The organism is Chryseobacterium sp. MEBOG07, from assembly GCF_021869745.1.
GTDB lineage: Bacteria > Bacteroidota > Bacteroidia > Flavobacteriales > Weeksellaceae > Chryseobacterium > Chryseobacterium viscerum.
The window spans coordinates 457,536-483,932 of record NZ_CP084579.1 but is presented as its reverse complement, the minus strand read 5'-3'; the positions used below and the strand labels follow the sequence as shown (position 1 = coordinate 483,932).

The window sequence follows — 26,397 nt, the reverse complement described above, 5'->3', positions numbered from 1 at the left end:
ATGTTTACCAATAACGATATCAACTTTGAAGCACTAAAAAGAAAAGCCTACAACGGAAGATGGGCAACCCTGGAAGAAGGAATCATTCCTCTGACGGCAGCCGACCCTGATTTTAGAACTGCCCCAGAAATAGAGCAGGGAATTATAGAATATCTTAAAGACGGCTACCTGAGCTACGGACCGTTCTCCGGACTTCCTGAATTCAAGAAAAGCGTTGCAGATCATTTTAACAAAGAAAAACAGGGCACCTTTTCTCCTGAAAACATACTAGCAGTCAACAGCGCAGCCCAGGGAATGTACCTAATCGCCACCTATGTTCTGAATCCAGGTGATGAAGCCATTATCCTGGATCCTGTAGATTTTCTATTCAAAAAATCGGTAGAAACAGCTGGTGGAAAGGTAGTACTTTGCCCTGTTGACACCACTACCGGAGAAATTGATTTCGAAAAAATGGTTTCTTTAATCAGTTCCAAGACCAAGCTTATCAGCATATGCAATCCACACAATCCTTTGGGAAAGGTTTATTCTAAAGAAATATTAATAAAAATTGCTGAGATCGCTTCAGCGCACAATCTGTGGGTAATGAGTGATGAGATCTGGAGTGATATTATCTATGACAACAAAGATTTCCACACCTACTCTTCCGTTTCTGAAAAAGCAAAGAAAAAGAGCTTTACCGTCTATGGTTTTTCAAAATCGTTTGGGATCGCCGGACTGAGAATCGGAGCAGTATTGTGTAACGACCAGGATATTCTTGAAGATTTTACAGAAAAGTCCAATTTCAACTCTACGATAGAGGGAGTCTCCACCTTATCACAGATTGCCGGAAGTGTGGCATTGGAGAAAGCAAAACCATGGTATAAAGAATTTTTAAATCATTTACAGAACAACAGAGATCTTGCTTTTAGATTATTGAGCCGTTCAGAAATTGTAACGCCTAACCTACCCGAAGCCACTTTTGTATTATTTCCAAAGATTGAAAACGGAATGTCCAGCGATGAGTTCGCCCAACATGTCTTAACACAAGGAAAAGTGGCCATTGTTCCCGGATCAGAAAGATGGTTTGGAAAGGGAGCAGAAGGTCATATCAGAATTTGCTTTTCTACATCACAGGAAATTTTAGAAGAAGGAATTAATAGAATCATCACCAGTTTTTAGCATTAAAATTTTTCATTAAATTTCAATATCATGTTATTATTTTTCTAAATCCTATACAAATCGATACCAAATTAATATATTCGTATCGATTATTTTATTTTAATACCTATTTAAAAATAAATATTAATAATTTTGATGGAATCACTATGCAAAATTATTAATATGAGAATAAAATACATCAGCCTCTTCTTACTTGGAGCAACTACCTTTTCCTATGCCCAGCAAATAAAGGATACTCTGAAGGAATCAAAGATAGACGAAGTTGCCATTACCGGAAGCCGGAATAAGAAAAGAACAGTCGTTAATACTCCCGTTCCTATTGATATCATCGATATCAAACAGGTAAGCCAGTCAACAGGACAGGTGGAAATCAACCAATTGCTGCAGTTTTCTGCCCCTTCTTTCAATTCCAATAAACAATCAGGATCTGACGGTGCTGATGCAGTAGATCCTGCTACTTTAAGAGGTTTGGGTCCTGACCAGACTTTACTCCTTTTGAATGGAAAAAGATATCATCAATCTTCATTGATCAACCTTTTCGGAACCAAAGGAAGAGGAAATACAGGGTATGACATGAACACTATTCCCATCGGTGCCATCAAGAGAGTGGAAGTTCTTCGTGACGGGGCTTCAGCTCAATACGGTTCGGATGCTATCGCAGGGGTAATCAATGTTATTCTTAATGACCGTGATAAAGGTTTTGAGGGGAATCTATTCACAGGGATGAACCTTTTCAAAAGTCCTGGAAATAATGATATCGTTTCTGATCATAAAATTGATGGTACAACCTTTGATTTTAGTGGAAATCTAGGAACGAAAATAGGGTCAAAAGGTGGTTTTGGAAACTTTACGGTAGAATTTATCAACAAAGATTATGCGATACGAAATGCAAATCCGGACATGTATACCGCACCAAGACAACGTTTTGGAGATGCTAAAGCTCAAAACATTTACTTTTTCGGAAATATTGAAGTTCCTTTATCTGATGGACTAAAGTTCTATTCCCGTCAAGGCTTTTCACATAGAAATACTAAGGCATATGCCTGGACCAGAACACCGGATGCAGACGGAAATATTCCTGAGGTTTACCCTACAGGATTCAATCCAATTGAAAACACCAGTATTACAGATTTCACGTTTGACAACGGCTTAAAATTCAAAGTTGCTGACTGGGATGTAGATTTTTATAATGCTTTTGGCAACAATAGATTTACTTATCAGATTGACAATACGATCAATGCCACTTTAGGAATTAAATCACCGACAAGCTTTAATGCAGGAGGGCATTCATTACTCCAAAATACAACAGGTTTTAATGCTGTTAAACAATTCAAGGTACTGGAAGGGCTTAATGTTGCTTTCGGATCAGAGTTCAGGTATGAAAAATTCAATATTATTAAAGGCCAGGAGGCATCTTATGCAATGTATGATGTGAATGGAAATATTGTGACTCCTAATACTCCTCAAAATCAATTGATAACAGTTCCTGGTTCTAATCCTGTACGTTATCGTCCAGGGGGCTCACAAGGATTTCCCGGCTATTCTATTGATTTAGGCAAAAACAGAAATAACTTTGCTGCCTATGTAGATACTGAGCTGGATGTTACAAAAAACTGGATGATAAGTATTGCCGGAAGGTTTGAAAATTATAATGATTTCGGAAGCACTCTGAACGGAAAATTCGCTACAAGATATGCCATTACTCCACAGTTTGCCTTCCGTGGGTCTGTTTCTACCGGATTCAGAGCTCCGTCACTAGCGCAGAAATATTACAGCCAGCAGTTTACCAACTTCCAGGGCGGTCAGCTGGTTACCATACAACTGGCTTCTAATGACAGCGATCTGGCCAAGAGAGTGGGAATTGATCAGCTAAAACAGGAAACATCCGTAAACGGAAGTGCTGGTTTCACTTATAATACAGGAAAATTCACAGCAACAATAGATGGGTATTATATCAACGTAAAAAACAGAATTGTTCTTACAGGAAACTTTTCAAGAGATGATCTGCCTGGAGATGTTCAGACAGATTATCCTTATATTGACCAGGCACAGTTCTTTTCTAATGCGATCAATACGCGTACAAAAGGGATAGATCTTATTTTAAGCTATACTGAAAACATTGGATCCGGAAAGTTAACGGCAACTTTAGCCGGAAACTATAATGATATGGAAATTACGAAAGTAAATACTTCTGAGCAGCTGGCAGGAAAAGAAAACATTTATCTGAGCAAAAGAGAAAGAGGATTCATTCTTGCTTCTGCTCCGAAAACTAAGGTTAATTTGAATCTTAATTATAAGGTCAACAAATTCAATGTGAATCTGCAAATGGTAAGATTTGATAAAGCAACTTTAATCGGTTATGATGAGGTAGAACAGGTTTATAACCCGAAAGTAACTACCGATCTTTCCTTTGGCTATGAATTCTGCAAAAATCTGAATCTGACTTTAGGAAGTAAAAACCTATTCAACAGATATCCGACATTACAAACCACCCAGGTGAGCAGTGGAAACACAGAATCCGGAGGTATTTTTGATCCTGTACAGATGGGATTTGCCGGAAGACAGGTTTTCGCCAGACTTAACTTTAAGTTTTAAAAAATGATGGAAGATGGAACTTACGATAGATAGAAATTTATATTAAACTCCAATAACTTCCAACCTCCAACTTTATTACAAAAGCCTACTGAAAAATCAGTAGGCTTTTTCTATTTTTTTGAAATTTTATAAAGCTTACCGCTGTCTGTTACCGCATACAAATTACCATCAATTCCGTTCAATACATCCCGGAAACGTTCTTTCTGATCTGTAAGAAGACGTTCTTCTCCTACTACTTTATTATCTTTCATGATAATTCTGTCGATGTGCTCACCACTTAAACATCCGATAAACAGATTTCCTTTCCATTCCTCAATATTTCCGGTATAAAAAGTAATTCCGCTTGGTGAGATCACAGGGTCCCAATAGTAAACGGGCTGTTCGGTTCCTTCTTTTTGGGTGATTCCTTGTCCTACTTTATCCCCGGAATATTCAATTCCATAGGTAACATCTCCCCATCCATAGTTTTTCCCGGGCTGGATCAGGTTGATTTCGTCTCCCCCTCTTGGTCCCATTTCCACGTCCCAAAGGTTTCCTTGTGGATCAATAGCCATACCCTGTGGATTTCGAACGCCATAGGCATAGATTTCCGGTTTATAGCCTTGCTTTCCAATAAAAGGATTTCCGGGAGCGGGTTTGCCGTCTTTTGTGATCTTTAGAATTTTTCCAAGATAATTATCTGTTTTCTGGGCATAAACCCTCGTCACCTTATCTGATCTTTCCCCGGTACTTACAAATAAATTTCCCTCTTTATCAAAAGCCAGACGACTTCCATAATGCTTATCTCCATCATAAGAAGGTTCTGCACGGAAAATCACTTTTACGTCTGAAATACTTTTAAAATCGCCAGACAATTTACCTTTTGCCACAGAAGTCAAGTTTCCTTTTCCAAAGGGTTCCGAGAAACTGAAGTAAATCATAGTATTGGTTTTAAAATCAGGATCAAGGGCTACATCCAACATTCCTCCCTGCCCTTTTGAATCCACTTTTGGAAAGCCTTCTATTTTTGAAACTTGTTTTCCGTCTGTTGAAACAGCATTCATATGGCCATTCTTATCAGTGATGAGAAATCTTCCGTCAGGCAAATTGATAATTCCCCAAGGTCTTCCCAAATCTTTATTTAATACCTCTACATGGTAAGCCGTTTTTGTTTTTACTGCAGTAATTCTTGTCTGCCCTTTAAATGCCGGTTTGTAGTCTGAATTGGGACTTTCTGTCTCTACACTTCCGTCATTTCCGGTCTTCTGAGCATTCGCATGATTTTCTTTGCATGAGGACAAAATAAGAAAAAGGCTGAGCGCCGGAACATAAAATTGATTGATTTTCATAATATTACGATTAGGTGATTCTACATTGAATGGAAAAATAATGCCATAAAGTTTGTGTATATTAATTTTTATTCTACATTTGTAGAACAAATTACAGTCTTGTAGAATGAAAGAGATTAAATTAACAGATTCCGAAAAAGGACTCATGGAAATTCTTTGGGAAAAGAAAACAATTTTCATGAAGGATATTCTGGATGCTTATCCGGAACCCAAACCTGCACCTACAACTATTGCTACCTTGCTTAAAAGAATGCAAAATAAGGAGTTGGTAGGCTATAAACTGTATGGAAATTCCCGTGAATACTATCCAAAGGTAGAAAAAGGGGAATATTTCAAGGAAGAGATGACTTCCATGATTGACCGTTTTTTCAATAGCTCGGTAACGCAGTTTGCGTCATTTTTTACTTCAAATGCAAAACTCAGCCAAAAGCAACTGAAAGAACTTCGTGATATTATAGATGAACAGATAAAAGAATAGCTATGTCTGCCATTATTTTTAAAATAGTTCTGTGCTCTTCTATTTTCATAGCTGTCTATTATTTGTTTCTGGAAAAAGAAAAAATGTACAGATTCAACCGGCTTTATTTATTAAGCTCGCTGTTGCTTTCTTATGTGATTCCATTTGTTACGATCACCACACAAAGACCGGAAACAGAGAATAATCCTCAACTGATTATGGAAGAAACTGCCCAGCAAATGGTTTTTATCGAGCAGCCAGTGCAGGAAAGTTTTAACTGGATGAATATTGTGTGGGGCGTTTACATAATTATCACTCTTTTTCTATTACTGAGAAGCCTTTTTGCCCTTCTGGCTGTCAGAAGAATACAGGGAGAAAACCATATTTACCATCACCACAATGTCATATTAACAAAAGAAAACCTTTCCCCTTTTAGTTTTTGGAATACAATCTATATGGGGAAATCTATATGAAAAATGACACCATTGATCCAAGAATCTTCCTTCACGAAAAAACTCACATTGAACAGAAACATAGTATAGATGTATTGTTTCTGAATATTTTAAAAATTTTCACCTGGTTCAATCCTGTTCTATTCCTATATAAAAAGGCAGTGATCACTAATCATGAGTTTTTAGCGGATGAGGCTGTTATGAAAAGTAATTATAACATTAAAGAATACCAGAGTCTGATCCTCGAAGAAATTCTTAGTCATCAAAACCCACCTTTGACCCATTCATTCAATTTTAATAATACCAAAAAAAGATTTATTATGATGAAAACCAAAAAAACAAAATTCAGCCTGCTAAGAAAAGCCACAGGAATAACGGTTTTGATTGCAGCAGTTGCTTTATTCTCTGAGAGAACTTATGCTGGTAATCCTGCAAATGCTCAGATTTCTGAAAAAACAACAGAAGCCAGTGTTCCAGCCAACGGACAGGATCCTTATCAGGAATTCAAAGACATATTAGCTAAATATACCGATCTCCTGAGCCATAAAAAATATGCTGACTTCGCAAAAAAGGTCTCCGAAAGTGATAAAAAAAGATTGAAAGAGCTCTATCCTTTGCTCAATGAAAATCAGAGAAATGAGCAGAAGATTACTTTCTTTACGATGCCTGAATTGAAAAAGAGAATTCCTACAGACAATGAATTGAAATCATTTTTAAACAAGAAAAGCTACGCAGTCTGGATTGATTCAAAAAAAATAGAAAACGATATTTTGAAAAACTATACAAAAAACGATTTTTCAAATGTTTACATCAGCAAAGTTTCTCCAAATGCAAGAACAACAAAAAACCCTCAGCCTTACCAGGTGACCTTAATGACTCATTCTTATTTTGAGAAGACCAGAGAAGAAGGAAAATCGTCTGTCATCATGGGATTCAAAAGTGCAGGGTTAAAAGCTGTTTCAGACACCATAATTCCAAGAGAAAATAGCTTAAGTGAAAACACAACGATCAATACTAAAGAATTTCCGGCACAATATGCTGATGGGGATAAGAACTTAAGGATGCAAATAAATAAGGGCATCGATACCAGCAATCTTGAATCTAAAAATGGTTCTATAACGTCGACGGCTTATATTCACATCGACGAAACAGGAAAAACAACTCAGGTAACGACTTCGGGAGACAATGAAATCCTGAACCGGGAACTTCTTAAGACTGTTAGTGCAATAAGTAATAACACAGTCTGGATACCCGCTACGAAAGATGGCAAAGCCATTGCTTCGGTCCTAAAAGTCCCCGCAACCATGACTTTTACACGTCCATAATAACAAAAGCGCTAATTTTTAGCGCTTTTTATTTTTTTAATTATCCTTGCTTAGACTGTTAAAATTATATTATCAAAATATTCATCTTCAAAACATTATCCTGTCTAAAAATTTCTTTCGTATTTTTGTTCTATACATTCTTTTCTATGAATTTTAAGCTTCAATCAGAATATAAACCTACAGGGGACCAACCTCAAGCCATTGAAAAACTTACCGAAGGAATTGAGATCGGTGAGAAATATCAGACACTTCTAGGGGTAACCGGATCTGGGAAAACCTTTACCGTGGCGAATGTTGTACAAAATGTACAACGTCCCACTCTGGTATTGGCACACAATAAAACTCTGGCAGCACAGCTGTTTATGGAGTTTAAAGAATTTTTCCCGGAAAGTGCCGTGGAATATTTTGTTAGCTACTATGATTACTACCAGCCTGAGGCTTATATAGCTACAACAGGAACGTATATTGAAAAAGATCTGAGCATCAATGAAGAAGTCGAAAAATTACGTCTTTCTGCGACTGCCAGTCTTCTTTCAGGAAGAAGGGATGTTTTGATTGTAGCATCCGTTTCGTGTATTTATGGTATCGGAAATCCAACTGAATTTCATAAATCCTTAATTTCCATAGCTATTGGTGAAAAGGTGACGAGAACCGCCCTTCTTCACTCATTAGTCAATGCATTATATGCCCGAACGCTAAGTGAATTCCAAAGGGGAACATTCCGTGTAAAAGGTGATGTGATAGATGTTTTCCCGGCGTATGCTGACAATGCCATCAGAATACAGTTTTTTGGGGATGAAATTGAAAAGATCCAAAGTTTTGATCCTGTTACAGGGAATGTAGAGGATAATTTTGAACAAATTCAAATTTATCCTGCCAATCTTTTCGTAACCTCAAAGGATACCTTAAACGGTGCGATCAAAGAGATTCAGGATGATATGGTAAAGCAGGTCGACTTCTTTAGTTCTATCGGAAAGCCCCTGGAAGCAAAAAGACTTCAGGAAAGAACTGAACTGGATCTTGAAATGATCAAGGAATTGGGCTATTGTTCAGGAATTGAGAACTATTCCAGATATCTGGATGGCCGCCTTCCGGGGACAAGACCTTTCTGCCTGATTGATTATTTTCCAAAGGATTTTTTGATGGTTATTGATGAAAGCCATGTAACGATTCCGCAGGTTCACGCCATGTACGGTGGTGACCGAAGCCGAAAAGAAGCATTGGTGGAATATGGATTCAGGCTTCCTGCAGCTATGGACAACAGGCCTTTGAAGTTTGAAGAATTTGAAGCGATACAAAACCAGGTCATCTATGTTTCTGCAACACCGGCAGATTATGAGCTTGAGAGAACAGGAGGATCTTATATAGAACAGATTATCCGTCCTACAGGACTTCTTGATCCAATTATTGAAGTAAGACCTAGTCTCAACCAGATTGATGATTTAATGGAAGAGATCCACAAAAGATCTGATGCTGATGAAAGAGTTCTGGTAACTACTTTAACAAAGAAAATGGCGGAAGAACTTACCAAATATTTTATCAAGTTCGGGATCAGAACGAGGTATATCCATTCCGATGTTGAAACTCTGGAGCGTATTCAGATTATGCAGGATCTTCGTTTAGGACTTTTTGATGTTCTTATCGGAGTAAATCTATTAAGAGAAGGATTGGATTTACCGGAAGTATCATTGGTTGCGATTCTGGATGCAGATAAAGAAGGAATGCTAAGAAGCAGAAGATCGATGATTCAAACTGTGGGACGTGCCGCAAGGAATATCAACGGAAAAGCGATCATGTATGCTGACAAGATCACCAAATCTATGCAGGCTACTCTAGATGAAACAGAATATCGCCGTGCTAAACAAATGAAATATAATGAAGATCACGGCCTTAAGCCAACAGCTTTAAATAAAAAGATTTCTGAAAATCTTGTCGGAAGAAGCAAAGACTTTCCTGATCAGAAATATACTCAAAAGGAAATCATGCAAAAAGTTGCGGAAACAAAGGCTACCTATGCCAGTGAGGATATTGAGAAAATGATTACCCAGAAACAGAAAGAAATGGAGGCTGCAGCTAAAAGCCTTGACTTTATAAAAGCAGCTAAGCTACGAGATGAAATTGCAGCTTTGAAAGCTTAACAGGACTTATACTAAAAAAGTTTCGGCGGCATCTTCGATGCCGCCGAAACTTTACACTAAGATCGGTATATTTTAAGTGTTACAATCCATTTCTCACTGAAGCTCTGATGGGAGTCAAAAGATCCATTAGACCATTGAGTTTGATCTCATAAACTGTTGAAAGCTGCATTCCCAGTTTTCCTTTGGGCATTCCGGTTCTGTTGAACCACTCCAGATAACTTATCGGAAGGTCTACCAAAACCGTCCCTTCATACTTACCGAACGGCATTTTAAATACACAGATTTCTTTTAATATTTCCGGATTGATTCCCTCCACGTTTTTATATAATTAAATTAATTTTTCTTTAATATCATCTTGTCCGGGCAATTCAAGCTCCGGAGGGGTATTTTCATCCGAAAATTCATTTCTGTATACCTGAACCAGGAGAAGTGTCAATGAGATGAGAATAGGCCCAAAAATAAGCCCCATAAAGCCAAACAAGTTCATTCCCATAATAATTCCAAATACGGTATTTAAAGGATGGATGTTTTCCAGCTTCTTTAAAAGGGTAAAACGGAGAAGATTATCGGTAAGACCTACGACTACAAGGCAATATATAGCCAGCCCCAGTCCTTGTCCGGTATTTCCTTCTGCAATCATAAAGATACATACCGGAATATACACAATAGCTGTTCCTACAACAGGAATCACTGAAGCTGCAGCCGTTAATGCAAAAAGAAGTACAGCTCCCGGTGCCCCAAAAATAAGATAACCAATAAGAGCTACTATCCCTTGTCCTACTGCAACAACCGGAATTCCGATAGCATTGGCCATAATCAGTTTTCTCATTTTATCGCCAATCAAAGAAATGTTGGATCTCTTCAAGGGTGCGGAAGTAGTAAGGATCTTTTCGAAGAGCCTTGGTCTATCCAGCATAAAATAGAGAATAAAATACATGGACATTACTACTGTCAGAGTATTGAATGTTCCACTGACTGCTGATGTTGAAACTTTTCCTGCAGAATCCTTCAGTTTGTTCATATTTTCTTTGCTCAGAATATCAAATCCTGTTTTAGAGAAAATATAAGAATGGATCTTGTCGAGGAAAACATTAAACTTAGCCATATAAGCCTGTGCATTTCCCAGCTTATCGATAATCAGATCAGCAATAAAATAGATGGGAAGAATGAGGACAATAAGACTTGCAAACATTAATGCAAGGGCAGCCAGTGACGGTTTCCATTTTTTTTCTTCCTGCAGATAAAAGTTATACTTCCTGCAGACTACATAAATGGTAATCGCCCCCAGAACTGAGGGAATAAACAATGCCAGATTAAAGCATATAAGTCCTGCCAATATCACAATAATGGCCAGCAACGACATCTGCTTTATCGCAACACTGCTTATTTGTTTGTCCTTATTCATCATGTATTTTTGGTATTTTTATTTACTGTACGTAATTTGTCTTGGTTTTCCTAAGAAAGCACAATACGCAGAGTACATTACAATCATAATAAACGGAGCGGTTAAGATAATTCCTATTCCACAAAGAATAACTCCTGCCATAGAGATCAGAAATCCTAAAAATCCTGTCAGCAAGAACGTTCCATAATTTTCTTTAGCAATATTGAAAGATTTCCCTAAAGCATCTGTAGCTGAAGCATTTTCAAATAACAGAATAGGATATCCTATTAAAAGAAAAGGATACACAAAAATGATAGGTAAAACACACAAAGCAAGTGCAACAGAACAAATAATCCATGAAAGAAGACTGTAAATCAATATGTTTACAAAATTCTGACGGTATCCGATGAAAAGATCAGAAAACTCAATCGGAGCTTTGGTATTATACTTATTCACCATGTATATCAATCCTACATACAAAGGAGACAATAAAATTCCAAAAAGGCCGGAAGCACCCATGTACAATGGAAGCCCCGGAGCACTCCAATAATTAAAGTCACCCCCCGAAGATTTCATTTCCTCCATCATTGAAGCAGAGTCAAATCCTGTAAGCATTTGAATCACAAATCCTCCGGCTAAATAAATGATCATAGCGACGATTCCGTATCCGAAAACACCTTTGTACATTTCAAAAGCATGAGAAATAATTGATCCCGTATCTCTGTTAGGGACAGAGCCCTGTTGATCAAATTCGTTAAATTCTGACATAGTTTAAATATTTAATGATTTTACCAAATTTAGTTTTTTTTAGTAAAAAATATGTTAAACATGCAGGAATATTTAACTTTTCTCTGAAAAAACTGTTTTGTAAAGGGAGTAAATCATAGCATTCCAAAAAGGAAATGTGAAAAGACCTCCTATCAAAAACAAGGCAAAGCCTAAATACTTAAATAGAAAAGCAACGATCACACACACCATTATTTCTACAAAATACACTTTAAGTGCTTTAAAATTAAGAGAAATGGCTTCAAAAATCCTTTTATTGGTGAAAAACATGAGTGGCGCTACAAATATTGTCACAGCAACCCAAATTACCGCCAATATAATGGTTGGAGCAGTAAATCTGTAAACAAAGAACCAGAAAAGGAAATACCCCACATACTTAAAAAAGTTCAGCCCATTGTATCCTGCAAATAAATCGCCAATTACAATTTTTTCTTTAAGATCAATCTTTCTAAAAATCTGGAACATACCAAGATTCAAAGGATATAAAAATGCTGTAGTTGCCCAGATGGCCAGATTAAACATCTGAAAATTTTCTGTAGCACTTAGCGCTGCCATTTTCTCCATATAAGCTTCTGTACCCTGCTTAAAAGCTTCTGTTAACTGCTGAGTGTAAGAAAATATTTCATACTTCCCCCCAAAAAGCATAATAGCGGTAAGGAAGATTCCAAAAAAGATAATTGAAAACATCAACTGAAAAACCAGTGTTTTATTCCAATAGAAAAAAGCCTGCTTCAATATAAAATCTATTCCCGGTTTTTGGGGATATTTGTTCTGCATCATAAAAAATTTATGCAAAAGTAAACATCAATAATTATTTTTGCAGAATGTTTTCAGTGAATAATCAAAAATTTATGGAAATGGATGCGCTTTCTCTGCAGAAGGTTCCCTATTTCTTCATGATCGACTTTCTTTCGGAGAATGTCGAAATATACCCGGAAAATGAAATTGAAAAATCAGGCTTAATTATTGATTTTCAAAATTTTGCAAACACAAAGCAACAACAAGCGTTAAGCAAAAAAATAGTATGGAAATCATTTCCAGAAACAAAGGAAAATTTTAAAATAGGTTTCGACAAAGTTCAGAAAAATATTCGCTTAGGAAACTCTTATTTGACAAACTACACCAGAAAAACGAAGATAGAGACGAATTTAACGTTAGAAGAAATTTTTTATCATTCAAATGCAAAGTATAAAGTTTTTTATAAAGATTTTTTTGTATTTTTTTCTCCTGAAACTTTTGTAAAGATCATTGAGGGCAAAATTCTGACTTATCCCATGAAGGGAACCATTGATGCTTCCATTGAAAATGCAGCAGAAATACTGAAGAATGATAAAAAGGAAAAAGCAGAACATTATACCGTTGTAGACCTACTTCGCAATGATCTGAGTATGGTAGCTGATGATGTAAAAGTAGACCAGTTTCAGCATATAGATTTCATCAAAACCCAACAGAAGGATTTGTATGCGATGAGTTCCGAGATTTCAGGAATGATAAAGCCTGAATATGACGGAAAAATAGGAAGTATTATGCAGAAACTGCTTCCTGCGGGCTCTATTTTAGGAGCTCCTAAACCTAAAACACTGGAAATAATTCTGGATGCGGAGGGATATGACAGAGGATATTACACAGGAGTCTGCGGCTGGTTTGACGGCCAGAATGTCGACAGCTGTGTAATGATACGCTTTATTGAAAAAGATGGAGATCAACTTTATTTCAAGAGCGGAGGCGGTATAACGCATATGAGTAAATTAGAAGACGAATATCAGGAAATGAAAAATAAAATCTATGTCCCAATTCATTGAAAGCATTAAAGTAGAAGATAAGGAGATTTTTCTATTGGATCTACACCAGAAACGTGTCAATCAAACATTTTCCCATTTCGGGAAGGAAGACTCTATCGATCTGGCCAAGATCTATAAAAACCTGCAGCATGATGAGGATGGTCTTTTTAAATTAAGAATTGCCTATGATCTAGACAAGAGAATCAGGACACAAATGATTCCTTATGCTATTCCTGAGATACAGGATTTCAAATTGGTAGAAAACAACAGCTTCGATTATTCATTCAAGTTCGAAGATCGAAAAGAGCTGGAAAAAATGAAGATGAAAGCCAAGGCTGAGGAAATTATCATTGTCAAAAACAATCATATTACTGATACCTCTTTTTCCAACATTTTATTTTTAAAAGGAAAAGACTGGTTTACGCCTTCTACCTATCTTTTGAACGGAGTACAAAGACAGCATCTTTTAAAGCATAAAAAGATCAAAGAAACGGAGATCACTTTACAGAATATAAAGCAATTCACCCATTTCCAGATCATTAATGCGTTGAATGATTTCGATGATATGTTTATCTATCCTATCGACAGAATTACCAATCTGCCGGGGAGTGAAGAATATCTTGATCTTTAAATTTATTTCATAAATTCAAAGTACGACTTCAGTACATCTGCGCTATTTTTCCCGTGAGTATTTACTTCCAGGATTTTTGGCTGTGCATCAGGTTTAAAGAAATTCTCAAGAACTCTGTCCAGGGTAGGCTCATCCTCTACTCTGATATAAGAGAATCCAAAATGTTTAGCCAAAGATTCTGCATTTTTACGGTGTTTCGTAGCAATAAATTCGTCTAATGTATTCGGGTTGGCATTTCCAGGTCCCGGAATGATTTTAAAGATATTTCCTTCCCCATTATTGAAGATCATAATTCTTACAAATGGTGGAATATATTGGTTCCAAAGTCCATTGATATCGTAGAAGAAACTTAAATCTCCTGTTATCAACAAAGTAGGTTTTTCATTTTTAATGGCAAATCCCATCGCGGTGGAAGTAGAACCGTCAATACCGCTCGTTCCTCTGTTACAGTATATTTTTCTTTTACCAAAATCAAATAGCTGTGCATATCTGATCCCGGAGGAATTACTGACATGGATATTATAATTTTCAGGAATTGTCTGTGAGGCCTTATTGAAGAAATAAAAGTCTGAGAACTCAACAGTATTTAAAAATTGCTCGTGTTTAGCATCTTTTTTATCCCTTAAAACATCCCAAAGATTAAAATAAGGTCTAGGCTCAAGATTAATAAATTTCAACAATTTTGAGAAGAAAACTTCAGGCTTAACCTCTATTTTTTCTGTTAATGAGAAATAAGTATCCGGCTGCCATACTTCATCCAAGTGCCAATGTTGTTTCGGACGGGCACTTCTCAGGAATTGTTTTACTTTTTTGGAAACTACATTCTGCCCAACGGTAATCAATAAATCCGGAGCATATGTCTTATAGTCTTCTTCCGTAAAATTAAAAATATAACGGTCTATATGTCTGAAAAACTTCTCATGATACAGATTAGAATTGGCTTCACTCAATACCACAACAGAATGATTTTTCACCAGCTGTGTCAATTGGTTTTCCAGTTCCGGGCTGTAATCTCTCGTTCCTACCAACAGCATAATTCTTTGGGAAGTATGCCATTCCGCAATCAGATTAGATGGAATTTCATATTCTTTATGCTTGATTGTTTTTTCTACCGTAGGAAAAGTAGGAAGCTCCGATACAAGTTCGTATAAAGGTTCCTCTAAAGGAATATTAATATGCACCGGGCCCTGCTTTTCAAAGCATAGCTCGATCGCTTTTTTAATGATTTCAAAATTAATATCTTCTGCATTTTCTTTGCTGTCTTCCAACAATTGAAAATCACCATAGGAATGCTGATGAAAAACATCTTTCTGTCTAATCGTCTGCCCGTCGAATAAATCAACAAAATCGGTCGGCCGGTCAGCAGTCAGTACCAAAAGGGGAATATTCTGATAAAAAGCTTCAGTAACCGCAGGATAATAATTAACTACCGCTGATCCACTGGTACAGGTAATTGCTACCGGTTTCTTTTCGCTTTTTGCCATTCCCATTGCCACAAAAGCAGCACTTCTTTCGTCTACAATACTGTAACAGTTGAAACTATCTATCTCTGAAAAATGAATGGCCAAAGGAGCATTTCTTGACCCCGGAGAAATTACAATATCTGCAATTCCGTACTGTTGAAGAAGATGTGCGAGTATTTGGATACTTCTCTTAGAAGAATATTTTTTCATACAGCAAATTTAACTTATAAATAATGATTTTAAAATCATTTCAATTAAAAAAAATGTAATTTTGCTATTCGTAAATTTCTAAAAATGGATAAAATACCTAGTGTAGACCTGCGTGATTTCCTTTCGGGCAACCCGGAACGCAAACAGAAATTTGTAAATGAAATCGGAAAAGCTTATGAAGAAATTGGTTTTGTAGCCTTAAAAGGCCATTTTCTTGATGATCAATTAGTAGATGAATTGTATGGAGAGGTAAAAAACTTTTTTGAACAACCCGTTGAAACGAAAAAGAAGTATGAGATTCCAGGAATCGGCGGCCAAAGAGGGTATGTAGGCTTTGGTAAAGAAACTGCAAAAGGTTTCAAAAGAGGAGACTTAAAAGAATTCTGGCACTTCGGACAATATCTGTCTGATGATTCAGAATACAAAAAGGAGTATCCAGACAATGTAATCGTTGAAGAACTTCCGAAATTCAACGAAGTAGGTAAAGAGGCATTTCAAATGCTTGAGAAAACAGGACAGAATGTGCTAAGAGCTTTAGCTTTGCACCTTGGTTTAGATGAATTTTATTTTGACAACAAAATTGCAGAAGGAAATTCTATTTTAAGACCTATTCATTATCCACCAATTACAGAAGAACCGGATGATGCTGTAAGAGCAGCTGCCCATGGAGACATCAACCTTATTACTCTTTTAATGGGCGCTCAGGGTAAAGGTCTTCAGGTTCAGAATCACAATGGGGACTGGATTGATGCTATTGCAGAACCAGATGAGTTGATGATCAATGTTGGAGATATGCTTTCAAGACATACCAACAACAAATTGAAATCTACCATCCACAGAGTGGTAAACCCACCAAGAGAATCGTGGAGTACTTCGAGATACTCTATTCCTTTCTTTATGCATCCAGTAAGTGCAATGTCTTTAAATGCACTTGAAAATTGTATAGACGAAAACAATCCAAAATTGTACGAAGATACTACTGCCGGAGAATTCCTGCATGAAAGATTGATCGAACTGGGATTGATTAAAAAATAATAGTATAATAGTCAATAATTAATCTGCATATAAATAATATCAGCAATGGTATTAGCCAGATTAATTATTGACTATTTTTTTATTCTATCCTGTTATACAATAAAATTCCGGACACGGAGTAGGTTGCGTAAAAGTTCCCCACGGACAGATACAGGTATAACTATCCCCACCACCTGGATTTCCACCACCACCTGGCTCTCCTCCATAGGGCACACATTTTCCACCTGAACAGATTTCTCCCGCAGAGCATCCCCCTTCACCAGGCCCTCCGCCTTCAAAACAATAGGCTGGCAAATTTACTCCTGCCATAATACCTCTCTTGTCTTCTCTTGAAAGTTTTTTTAGATTTTTCATAGTTTTTAATTTTTTGGTATTTCCTACTCTATAAGCTTTTCGGATAACGCTTATTTAAAAATAATATTTATTTTATTAATAATCAAATATTTAAACTAAATTCAGTAGTATTAAAGACTATTGACTAATTATTTATATTAATATTTGTTTTTTAACATATTATTTCTGTTTAATTAAAAATTTTTTAATTAAATTTACTTTACCTACAAATTTTTAATTAAAACAATATGAAAAATTTAAAAAAATTACAAAAAGGCCAATTAAAAAACATTAGTGGAGGAGCTAAACTTCCTGAAGCAGACTTCTGCATGTATTATTGCAGTGGAGTTATTGTTTGCGCTACTTGCAGCGATGATTTCAAATGTCCAGATACAAACAATGATATGTAAGCATTAAAATCAAGATGTCATAAATCAGAACCGTTTCTTTACAGAGACGGTTTTTTTATTTCTTGTGGATTAAAATAAGATGGGTTCTGAAGGCTTATCTTTCTTTTTTGAATTCCAGTAGCCTTTACCGATGATAAGCTGTTTATGCCTCTAAAATAACGATGATAGATTATTGAATGATAAGTTATGAATGATGAGTTTCAGGTTTCGAGATTCAGGCTGCAATTGATCAGCTTTGATTATTCAACATTTATGAGATTCAGTAGGAGCGGGCTTTAGCCCGTTCTGGTCAAAAACGCTATTTCCATCTGGCTTTAGCCAAAACTTATCATTGGGATAATCCTATTGACTGAAGAAAATAAATAATAAGCCTCAATTAAAGATTGAAAGATAAGTAACCAGCAATTGGGAGTGATTAGGAATAGAAGATAATAGGAGGATTGGATGTTATTATAATAACGATCTGCTTGCTTATTTGCTGTATGTATATAACAAAAAAAGTCCTTCATCGTATGATAAAGGACTTTTTAAAAATAAAATAAAAACTGGCGGCGGCCTACTCTCCCGCGTTAGCAGTACCATCGGCGCTGGTGGGCTTAACTTCTGTGTTCGGAATGGGAACAGGTGAGCCCCACCGCTAAAACCACCCTAAAGGTTGTATATAAGGTTGCAGGTCGTAGGTAAAAGGCGGCAGGTTTTCCCTGCTTCCTAATAGCTAACATCTGCTACCTGGTTTATTTTCGATAAAAACTTTCACAAAGAGGTAACCTTGCTGCACTTCCGTGCGCCATATTAGGCTATAAATCTACGGGTAATTAGTACTACTTGGCTATGACATTACTGTCTTTACACCTATAGCCTATCAACGTCGTCATCTCCAACGACCCTTAAAAGATGTCTCATCTTGAGGCGAGTTTCGCACTTATATGCTTTCAGTGCTTATCTCTTCCAAACGTAGCTACTCAGCAGTGCACCTGGCGGTACAACTGATACACCAGAGGTTTGTTCAATTCGGTCCTCTCGTACTAGAATCAAGCCCTCTCAAACATCTAACGCCCGCAATAGATAGAGACCGAACTGTCTCACGACGTTCTGAACCCAGCTCGCGTGCCACTTTAATGGGCGAACAGCCCAACCCTTGGGACCTTCTCCAGCCCCAGGATGTGACGAGCCGACATCGAGGTGCCGAACCTCCCCGTCGATGTGAGCTCTTGGGGGAGACTAGCCTGTTATCCCCGGAGTACCTTTTATCCTATGAGCGATGGCCCTTCCATACGGAACCACCGGATCACTATGTCCTGCTTTCGCACCTGATCGACTTGTTGGTCTCACAGTCAAGCACCCTTATGCCATTACACTCTACGCACGGTTACCAAGCGTGCTGAGGGTACCTTTGAAAGCCTCCGTTACTCTTTTGGAGGCGACCACCCCAGTCAAACTACCCACCACGCAATGTCCTTCTATTAAGAAGTTAGGCTCCAAGTAAGTAAAGGGTGGTATTTCAACGTTGGCTCCACCTACACTAGCGTGCAAGCTTCAAAGCCTCCCACCTATCCTACACATTACTTACTCAAAGTCAATACGAAGTTATAGTAAAGGTTCACAGGGTCTTTTCGTCCCATTGCGGGTACTCGGCATCTTCACCGAGACTACAATTTCACAGAGCTCATGGTTGAGACAGTGCCCAGATCGTTACACCATTCGTGCAGGTCGGAACTTACCCGACAAGGAATTTCGCTACCTTAGGACCGTTATAGTTACGGCCGCCGTTTACTGGGGCTTCAGTCAATGCCTTCGGTTTAACCCTAAGCACCTTCCTTAACCTTCCAGCACCGGGCAGGTGTCAGACCCTATACTGCATCTTTCGATTTTGCAGAGTCCTGTGTTTTTGATAAACAGTCGCCTGGGCCTCTTTACTGCGGCCACCATTGCTGATGGCGTCTCTTCTCCCGAAGTTACGAGACTATTTTGCCTAGTTCCTTAACCATGATTCACTCTAGCACCTTAGGATTCTCTCCTCGACTACCTGTGTCGGTTTTGGTACGGGTTGCTTCACTTCGGCTTTTCTTGGAAGCACTTTCCCTACAGCAGCTTCGCCCGAAGGCTAGGCCTTGACTATTCCGTCAGTCTCCAGTAAGTACGGCACTCCGTCCCCTTTTTAGTGTGAGCAAGTATGGGAATATTAACCCATTGTCCATCCACTACCCCTTTCGGGTTCGCGTTAGGTCCCGACTAACCCTCAGCTGATTAGCATGGCTGAGGAAACCTTAGTCTTTCGGTGAGCGGGTTTCTCGCCCGCTTTATCGTTACTTATGCCTACATTTTCTTTTCTATCCGCTCCACAATACCTCACAGTACTGCTTCAGCGCAAATAGAATGCTCTCCTACCAGATATACCCCTAAGGTATAAATCCATAGCTTCGGTAATATGTTTATGCCCGATTATTATCCATGCCGGACCGCTCGACTAGTGAGCTGTTACGCACTCTTTAAATGAATGGCTGCTTCCAAGCCAACATCCTAGCTGTCAATGCAGTCCAACCGCGTTGCTTCAACTTAACATATATTTTGGGACCTTAGCTGTTGGTCTGGGTTCTTTCCCTCTCGGACATGGACCTTAGCACCCATGCCCTCACTGCCGTAGAACATTTATTAGCATTCGGAGTTTGTCAGGAATTGGTAGGTGGTGAAACCCCCGCATCCAATCAGTAGCTCTACCTCTAATAAACTTATATACGACGCTGCACCTAAATGCATTTCGGAGAGTACGAGCTATCTCCCAGTTTGATTGGCCTTTCACCCCTACCCACAGGTCATCCGAAGACTTTTCAACGTCAACCGGTTCGGTCCTCCACTCTGTGTTACCAGAGCTTCAACCTGCCCATGGGTAGATCACAAGGTTTCGCGTCTAATCCTACTAACTATACGCCCTATTCAGACTCGCTTTCGCTCCGGCTCCGGTACTTAATACCTTAACCTCGCTAGTAAAATTAACTCGTAGGCTCATTATGCAAAAGGCACGCCGTCACACCATATAGGTGCTCCGACCGCTTGTAGGCGTACGGTTTCAGGTTCTATTTCACCCTTCTATTCGAAGTGCTTTTCACCTTTCCTTCACAGTACTTGTTCACTATCGGTCTTTCAGGAGTATTTAGCCTTGGAGGATGGTCCCCCCATATTCAGACAGGATTTCACGTGTCCCGCCCTACTCATTTATCACTCAAATATGCCTTTCATTTACGGGGCTATCACCCTCTACGGCTGTTCTTTCCAGAACATTCTATTAAACATATATTAGCTTTTGGGCTAATCCGCTTTCGCTCGCCACTACTTACGGAATCTCTTCGATTTCTTTTCCTCCGGGTACTTAGATGTTTCAGTTCTCCGGGTTTGCTCCTCCTAAGAGGTGACTGGTCTTCAACCAGCCGGGTTGCCCCATTCGGACATCTGCGGATCAATTCGTGTGTGCCAATCCCCGCAGCTTTTCGCAGCTTACCACGTCCTTCGTCGCCTCTGAAAGCCTAGGCATCCGCCATACGCCCTTAACGATTTCTTTCCTAATAATTATATTAGTTCAGTATTTTTTGATAAATTAAAATTTATCGATATTTTTATAAACTCGGCACTCGAAAGTGCTCGGTTATCTCTTTGTGATGTCTTTACCGTTAATGTCAATGATCTTAATGTCTTCTTGTCCAACTGATGAACAGATATTGTTTTTGGCTCTATCCGTAACTTTTAAATCAGTCTTCCAAAACTGTGGAGAATAAGGGAGTCGAACCCTTGACCTCCTGCGTGCAAGGCAGGCGCTCTAGCCAGCTGAGCTAATTCCCCCTCTAGTAGAAATTTTAAATTTTAAATGATAAATTTTAAATGAAACAGCAATGTCGTAATTTAAAATCTATAATTCTTAATCTATAATTCCCTATAATTAGTAGTCTCGGGCAGGCTCGAACTGCCGACCTCTACATTATCAGTGTAGCGCTCTAACCAGCTGAGCTACGAGACTTTTTATGAGTAATGGGGATAAGTAAGTACTCTCTCCATTTCTCAATCTCTTCCCTATACTAATTTCTAGTGGGTTTTGTATTTTTAATATAACCAACCAAACAAAAAACTAAAGCTATACTTTAAGTAAGTACATGTATCTTGCGATACTAATTTTGTTTATCGTCTAAAGACGCTCTAAAATGAGATGTTCCAGCCGCACCTTCCGGTACGGCTACCTTGTTACGACTTAGCCCTAGTTACCTGTTTTACCCTAGGCAGCTCCTATTACGGTCACCGACTTCAGGTACCCCAGACTTCCATGGCTTGACGGGCGGTGTGTACAAGGCCCGGGAACGTATTCACCGCGCCATGGCTGATGCGCGATTACTAGCGATTCCAGCTTCATAGAGTCGAGTTGCAGACTCCAATCCGAACTGAGACCAGCTTTCGAGATTTGCATCACATCGCTGTGTAGCTGCCCTCTGTACTGGCCATTGTATTACGTGTGTGGCCCAAGGCGTAAGGGCCGTGATGATTTGACGTCATCCCCACCTTCCTCTCTACTTGCGTAGGCAGTCTCACTAGAGTCCCCAACTTAATGATGGCAACTAGTGACAGGGGTTGCGCTCGTTGCAGGACTTAACCTAACACCTCACGGCACGAGCTGACGACAACCATGCAGCACCTTGAAAAATGTCCGAAGAAAAGTCTATTTCTAAACCTGTCATTTCCCATTTAAGCCTTGGTAAGGTTCCTCGCGTATCATCGAATTAAACCACATAATCCACCGCTTGTGCGGGCCCCCGTCAATTCCTTTGAGTTTCATTCTTGCGAACGTACTCCCCAGGTGGCTAACTTATCACTTTCGCTTAGTCTCTGAATCTTAAAGACCCAAAAACGAGTTAGCATCGTTTACGGCGTGGACTACCAGGGTATCTAATCCTGTTCGCTCCCCACGCTTTCGTCCATCAGCGTCAGTTGTTGCTTAGTAACCTGCCTTCGCAATTGGTGTTCTAAGTAATATCTATGCATTTCACCGCTACACTACTTATTCCAGCTACTTCAACAACACTCAAGACCTGCAGTATCAATGGCAGTTTCACAGTTAAGCTGTGAGATTTCACCACTGACTTACAGATCCGCCTACGGACCCTTTAAACCCAATAAATCCGGATAACGCTTGCACCCTCCGTATTACCGCGGCTGCTGGCACGGAGTTAGCCGGTGCTTATTCGTATAGTACCTTCAGCTACTCTCACGAGAGTAGGTTTATCCCTATACAAAAGAAGTTTACAACCCATAGGGCCGTCGTCCTTCACGCGGGATGGCTGGATCAGGCTCTCACCCATTGTCCAATATTCCTCACTGCTGCCTCCCGTAGGAGTCTGGTCCGTGTCTCAGTACCAGTGTGGGGGATCACCCTCTCAGGCCCCCTAAAGATCGTAGACTTGGTGAGCCGTTACCTCACCAACTATCTAATCTTGCGCGTGCCCATCTCTATCCACCGGAGTTTTCAATATCAACTGATGCCAGTCAATATATTATGGGGTATTAATCTTCCTTTCGAAAGGCTATCCCCCAGATAAAGGCAGGTTGCACACGTGTTCCGCACCCGTACGCCGCTCTCAAGATTCCGAAGAATCTCTACCGCTCGGCTTGCATGTGTTAGGCCTCCCGCTAGCGTTCATCCTGAGCCAGGATCAAACTCTCCATTGTATGTTTGTCTGACTCACTCAAAGTTTTGACGCTTTAGTTTTTCCTTACTTGGTTGTTATATTGTATGTCAATGATCTTTATATCTTTCGCTTTTTAACGATGCAATCTTCTCTGTCAGTGTTGCTCCGTATTTGCGAGTGCAAAAGTAAAACTTTATTTCTATTTGACCAAATGTTTTTGAAGAAAATTTTAAAGTTTTTTAAGTAACCTTAATCCCTCTTCTCATCACCTAATCTTCCACTCCTGCGCTCCCTTAATTGGGACTGCAAAGATAAGAACTTTATTTCAACTCGCAACTTTTTAAATAAAAATGTTGAAGTTTTTTTTGCTCTTCCCTTTTGAAGTTTCTTATTGTTTCTGCTTATCTAAAAGCTCTTCTGCGCTACTGAATGTCTTTCGTTTTTCAGTGGGGCAAAGATAGATACTTACTACACACCACGCAACTTTATTTAACATAAATTTTACCTTTTATTAATATTTAAACCTAATACACTGACTGGCAGAGAGAAAAATTTTAAACATTTGTTTGAAAGAATGCATGGGTGACCGGTGGGTATGAGAGTTGGAGGGTCGGAGAGTGTTTTGGGAGGGATTCAGGATAGGATAAATGTATAATGTATAATGTATAATGTATAATGTATAATGGAAGGTATACCTATATATAATAGAAGTGGCTTTTTTGAAAACAAATATTCTTTATTTACGTTGGGGCTAAAGCCAACAAGGAGGTTTTCTTTTTATTAAACGGGTTAAAACCCGTTTCTATTGAATTTTTATAGTCTGGGTGATTATCTGGGTGAGGATAATGATTACTTGTTGATAGGATCATCAACTACTGATCGCGCGGATTTGCACAGAGAATGATGGATATAATATAGATAAGAGAGAAAGTTGATGATACAGAAGACATCTATTCATAACCTAAAACATAGAATTGTAATCTCAAAACCAAAAACCCGGAACGAAAAACCCGAAAATCATCATTCATCATTCATCATTTATAATTTATAATTAGACCTCCCCTAGCCCTGATAGGAATGGTTACCCCGCAGCTTGTGTTGGAGAGTGGATGGGTTGGAGGGGCGGAGAGCGTTGGAGCGAGGAGTAGAAATGGATAGCAGGAAGAGCTCCTAAGAAATATGATATACTATATATATGATCTACGAGTAATAAAAAATGGTTAGAAAAGATAAATCCACATATACTATATATAATAGATAGGACTTTTGAGAAATCACATCAATCGAACAATCTCAATTGCTGATCACGGGTTCCTGTAAAGTTAGCAGTAGATAGTTTTGGAAATTCTTTACCCTCGAAAAACTTCTTTCTGCCAATCTTAAATGTTGTGTGAATCATTTCTGCGATATTCCCCTCTCCTCTTTGTCTTTCAAAATATCTTTTATCACCAAGCTTCCCTCCCCGCATAGAGCGGATGAGATTTAATACTTTCTGTGCTCTGTCTGGAAAATGAGTTTCTATCCAATTGACAAAAACGGGTTCAACGGTGTCATTTAATCTTACGAGAGTGTATCCAAAACCGGAAGCGCCTGCCTCAGAAATTGCTTTTAATATATTCAACAGCTCATCACTGTTGAGTCCAGGAATGATGGGAGCCACCATTACATGTACGGGAATCTTGTTTTCGGAAAGAATTTCTATGGCTTTTAATTTATTTTTTGCAGAGCTAGTCCTTGGCTCCATCTTTCGTCTCAGTTCTTCATTGATTGTTGGAATACTTAAAGAGACAGAAACAAGATTCTGTTCCGCCATTGGTTTTAGAATATCAAGGTCTCTTAATACGAGTGCATTTTTTGTCAGAACATTGACAGGATGTCTGTAATCAAGACAAACCTGCAGTATTTTTCTGGTGATTTCAAATTGTCTTTCGGCTGGCTGATAGCAGTCTGTATTTCCGGATAAAAGAATTGGGGCAGCTTTATAGCCTCTTTTTTGGAAAAATTTCTCCAATAATTCGGGAGCATTTTTCTTGACCATGATTTTTCTTTCAAAATCTATCCCGGCACTATAGCCCCAGTATTCGTGGGTAGGTCTTGCAAAGCAGTAAGAACATCCGTGTTCACATCCCTGGTAGGGGTTCATCGAATATTCCATGGGTAAGTCTTCGCTTTTCACCTGATTTACAATGGTTTTAGGGAAAACCTCAGTAAAAGAAGTCTTTATAGTTTCGAAATCTTCATCTTCAGGTTCATAGGTATACCTGTCGAAACGGTTGATTACGTTTCGCTGAGCTCCCTGACCTTTTATGAAATTTTCGTTTTGCATTGCGATGTAAAATTAGAATGGAATTTTCATAAAATAATGAGTTTTAACACTAAAGTTTTCCACAAAAAAAATCCAACACTTTCAAAAGCGTTGGATTTAAACATAATTAAATATATTTTTTTACTACTTCAGTGCGTAAAATTCCACTCCGTGATGTTCATCTTCATTGTACTTTTCATCAAAGTGTCTGTGATGGTCCGAATAGGAATCACTATATTTTTTATCTTTTTTAGTTAATATCTTTTTAATACTTATTAAGCTTAATACTGCCAAAAGACCAACTCCCCCTGCCAGTAAAACTCCAATCTCTTTTTTCATATTTTCTTTGATTTATTATTGATACGATTGCAAAAAGTATACCTATTCTATTTTTCTAAATTATAAATTTTGTTAACATTAAAGTTTATTTTTAGGAAAATTATAATCTGCTATTTTTCTTATATTTAGAAATTGCAATGGTTTAATTATTGTACTTAACAAGAAAAATATTATTATGGAAAATCCAGAAAACATCGACAGAATGACGACCTTAAGTGAAGTCATGAAAACGCTTTCTGAAAGAGGAATACAGAGAGAATTCAGGATGAATGAAAATTGCGAAATGAAGTTTGAAAATTCTGACAAAATTTATCAGCCTGCGGAATTGGTTATTTTAAAAACTTACCGTTTTGAAGGAGACAGCAATCCAGATGACAGTGCGGTTCTTTATGTACTAAAAGACAATAATGGAAATCGTGGAATGATCATAGATTCTTACGGGGCAGACAGCAATTATCCAGGCGAAGCGTTTGATAAGTTCTTAAGGGATATTCCTATTTTAGAAAGTGACGAGTTCAATTTTTAACTGAATCTATCTTATATTAATTTTTTAAACCATTAAGGTTGTTTTAATTAAAAAGAATAGTTGTATTTATATACT

General features: G+C 38.3%; 20 protein-coding genes, 2 tRNA genes and 3 rRNA genes. 11 read left to right on the top strand and 14 right to left on the bottom strand.

The window, feature by feature from the left end; all coding sequences use genetic code 11:
• Entirely contained in the window at positions 1-1,158 is a 1,158-nt protein-coding gene (locus LF886_RS02255; protein WP_236852502.1) for a pyridoxal phosphate-dependent aminotransferase, read from the top strand.
• Between the two features lie 162 nt (positions 1,159-1,320).
• Entirely contained in the window at positions 1,321-3,753 is a 2,433-nt protein-coding gene (locus tag LF886_RS02250) for a TonB-dependent receptor plug domain-containing protein (RefSeq protein WP_236852500.1), read from the top strand.
• A 110-nt stretch (positions 3,754-3,863) separates the two neighbouring features.
• Here the strand turns inward: LF886_RS02250 and LF886_RS02245 are convergent, their stop codons facing one another.
• A complete protein-coding gene (locus LF886_RS02245) occupies positions 3,864-5,081 on the bottom strand; it encodes a PQQ-dependent sugar dehydrogenase (RefSeq protein WP_236852498.1) in 1,218 nt (405 codons plus the stop codon).
• A gap of 106 nt (positions 5,082-5,187) precedes the next feature.
• Here LF886_RS02245 and LF886_RS02240 point away from each other — a divergent pair, with 106 nt between their 5' ends.
• The 4 genes from LF886_RS02240 to uvrB all read left to right on the top strand — a co-directional run bounded on the left by LF886_RS02240 (position 5,188) and on the right by uvrB (position 9,453).
• Positions 5,188-5,559 carry a BlaI/MecI/CopY family transcriptional regulator gene (locus LF886_RS02240; RefSeq protein ID WP_103231334.1) on the top strand — a complete coding sequence of 124 codons (372 nt, stop codon included), beginning with the start codon at positions 5,188-5,190 and terminating at the stop codon, positions 5,557-5,559.
• A gap of 2 nt (positions 5,560-5,561) precedes the next feature.
• Positions 5,562-6,011 (top strand): hypothetical protein, encoded by a 450-nt coding sequence (locus LF886_RS02235; RefSeq protein WP_236852497.1) that lies wholly within the window; start codon positions 5,562-5,564, stop codon positions 6,009-6,011.
• On the top strand, positions 6,008-7,315 hold the full coding sequence (locus LF886_RS02230) for a M56 family metallopeptidase (RefSeq protein ID WP_236852495.1): 1,308 nt from the start codon (positions 6,008-6,010) through the stop codon (positions 7,313-7,315). Before LF886_RS02235 ends, LF886_RS02230 begins: the two co-directional genes overlap by 4 nt.
• Before the next feature lie 146 nt (positions 7,316-7,461).
• On the top strand, positions 7,462-9,453 hold the full coding sequence (uvrB, locus tag LF886_RS02225; protein WP_236852493.1) for an excinuclease ABC subunit UvrB: 1,992 nt from the start codon (positions 7,462-7,464) through the stop codon (positions 9,451-9,453).
• A 79-nt stretch (positions 9,454-9,532) separates the two neighbouring features.
• On the opposite strand, the gene LF886_RS02220 is transcribed toward uvrB, so the two are convergent.
• From LF886_RS02220 to LF886_RS02205, 4 genes are all read right to left on the bottom strand, one after another.
• Positions 9,533-9,760, bottom strand: a complete 228-nt coding sequence (locus LF886_RS02220) for a DUF3820 family protein (RefSeq protein ID WP_103231362.1) — start codon at positions 9,758-9,760, stop codon at positions 9,533-9,535.
• Between the two features lie 21 nt (positions 9,761-9,781).
• Positions 9,782-10,861 carry an AI-2E family transporter gene (locus LF886_RS02215; protein WP_236852492.1) on the bottom strand — a complete coding sequence of 360 codons (1,080 nt, stop codon included), beginning with the start codon at positions 10,859-10,861 and terminating at the stop codon, positions 9,782-9,784.
• A gap of 15 nt (positions 10,862-10,876) precedes the next feature.
• The gene (locus tag LF886_RS02210; RefSeq protein WP_103231326.1) at positions 10,877-11,605 is read right to left on the bottom strand and encodes a beta-carotene 15,15'-monooxygenase; all 729 of its coding nucleotides are present in this window, start codon (positions 11,603-11,605) and stop codon (positions 10,877-10,879) included.
• A gap of 72 nt (positions 11,606-11,677) precedes the next feature.
• Positions 11,678-12,403, bottom strand: a complete 726-nt coding sequence (locus tag LF886_RS02205) for a hypothetical protein (RefSeq protein WP_236852490.1) — start codon at positions 12,401-12,403, stop codon at positions 11,678-11,680.
• A 44-nt stretch (positions 12,404-12,447) separates the two neighbouring features.
• Between LF886_RS02205 and LF886_RS02200 the strand changes: the two genes are divergently transcribed.
• Both LF886_RS02200 and LF886_RS02195 read left to right on the top strand, forming a co-directional pair.
• The gene (locus LF886_RS02200; RefSeq protein WP_236852488.1) at positions 12,448-13,425 is read left to right on the top strand and encodes an aminodeoxychorismate synthase component I; all 978 of its coding nucleotides are present in this window, start codon (positions 12,448-12,450) and stop codon (positions 13,423-13,425) included.
• A complete protein-coding gene (locus LF886_RS02195; protein ID WP_236852487.1) occupies positions 13,409-14,035 on the top strand; it encodes an aminotransferase class IV in 627 nt (208 codons plus the stop codon). Before LF886_RS02200 ends, LF886_RS02195 begins: the two co-directional genes overlap by 17 nt.
• Before the next feature lie 2 nt (positions 14,036-14,037).
• Here LF886_RS02195 and menD read toward each other — a convergent pair whose 3' ends face one another.
• A complete protein-coding gene (gene menD / locus LF886_RS02190) occupies positions 14,038-15,708 on the bottom strand; it encodes a 2-succinyl-5-enolpyruvyl-6-hydroxy-3-cyclohexene-1-carboxylic-acid synthase (RefSeq protein ID WP_236852485.1) in 1,671 nt (556 codons plus the stop codon).
• 84 nt (positions 15,709-15,792) lie between these two features.
• On the opposite strand from menD, the gene LF886_RS02185 reads away from it, so the two are divergent.
• Positions 15,793-16,743: an isopenicillin N synthase family dioxygenase gene (locus LF886_RS02185; protein WP_109739091.1), complete on the top strand. Its 951-nt coding sequence runs from the start codon at positions 15,793-15,795 to the stop codon at positions 16,741-16,743.
• An 84-nt stretch (positions 16,744-16,827) separates the two neighbouring features.
• Here LF886_RS02185 and LF886_RS02180 read toward each other — a convergent pair whose 3' ends face one another.
• Entirely contained in the window at positions 16,828-17,097 is a 270-nt protein-coding gene (locus LF886_RS02180; RefSeq protein WP_236852483.1) for a hypothetical protein, read from the bottom strand.
• 227 nt (positions 17,098-17,324) lie between these two features.
• Here LF886_RS02180 and LF886_RS02175 point away from each other — a divergent pair, with 227 nt between their 5' ends.
• Positions 17,325-17,486 carry a bacteriocin-like protein gene (locus LF886_RS02175; protein ID WP_236852482.1) on the top strand — a complete coding sequence of 54 codons (162 nt, stop codon included), beginning with the start codon at positions 17,325-17,327 and terminating at the stop codon, positions 17,484-17,486.
• Positions 17,487-18,029: 543 nt separating this feature from the next.
• On the opposite strand, the gene rrf is transcribed toward LF886_RS02175, so the two are convergent.
• From rrf to LF886_RS02140, 7 genes are all read right to left on the bottom strand, one after another.
• A 5S ribosomal RNA gene (rrf, locus tag LF886_RS02170) occupies positions 18,030-18,137 on the bottom strand.
• 144 nt (positions 18,138-18,281) lie between these two features.
• Positions 18,282-21,042: ribosomal RNA gene (locus tag LF886_RS02165) — 23S ribosomal RNA — on the bottom strand.
• Between the two features lie 204 nt (positions 21,043-21,246).
• Positions 21,247-21,320, bottom strand: a tRNA-Ala gene (locus tag LF886_RS02160).
• A 101-nt stretch (positions 21,321-21,421) separates the two neighbouring features.
• Positions 21,422-21,495: transfer RNA gene (locus tag LF886_RS02155), tRNA-Ile, on the bottom strand.
• A gap of 179 nt (positions 21,496-21,674) precedes the next feature.
• Positions 21,675-23,192, bottom strand: a 16S ribosomal RNA gene (locus LF886_RS02150).
• The 16S, 23S and 5S rRNA genes sit together here with 2 tRNA genes alongside, the layout of an rRNA operon.
• A 1,239-nt stretch (positions 23,193-24,431) precedes the next feature.
• The gene (locus LF886_RS02145; protein WP_236852480.1) at positions 24,432-25,478 is read right to left on the bottom strand and encodes a PA0069 family radical SAM protein; all 1,047 of its coding nucleotides are present in this window, start codon (positions 25,476-25,478) and stop codon (positions 24,432-24,434) included.
• Between the two features lie 123 nt (positions 25,479-25,601).
• Entirely contained in the window at positions 25,602-25,796 is a 195-nt protein-coding gene (locus LF886_RS02140) for a hypothetical protein (protein ID WP_124533170.1), read from the bottom strand.
• A gap of 175 nt (positions 25,797-25,971) precedes the next feature.
• On the opposite strand from LF886_RS02140, the gene LF886_RS02135 reads away from it, so the two are divergent.
• Positions 25,972-26,322 (top strand): hypothetical protein, encoded by a 351-nt coding sequence (locus LF886_RS02135; RefSeq protein WP_103231933.1) that lies wholly within the window; start codon positions 25,972-25,974, stop codon positions 26,320-26,322.
• The last annotated feature ends 75 nt before the right edge of the window (positions 26,323-26,397 follow it).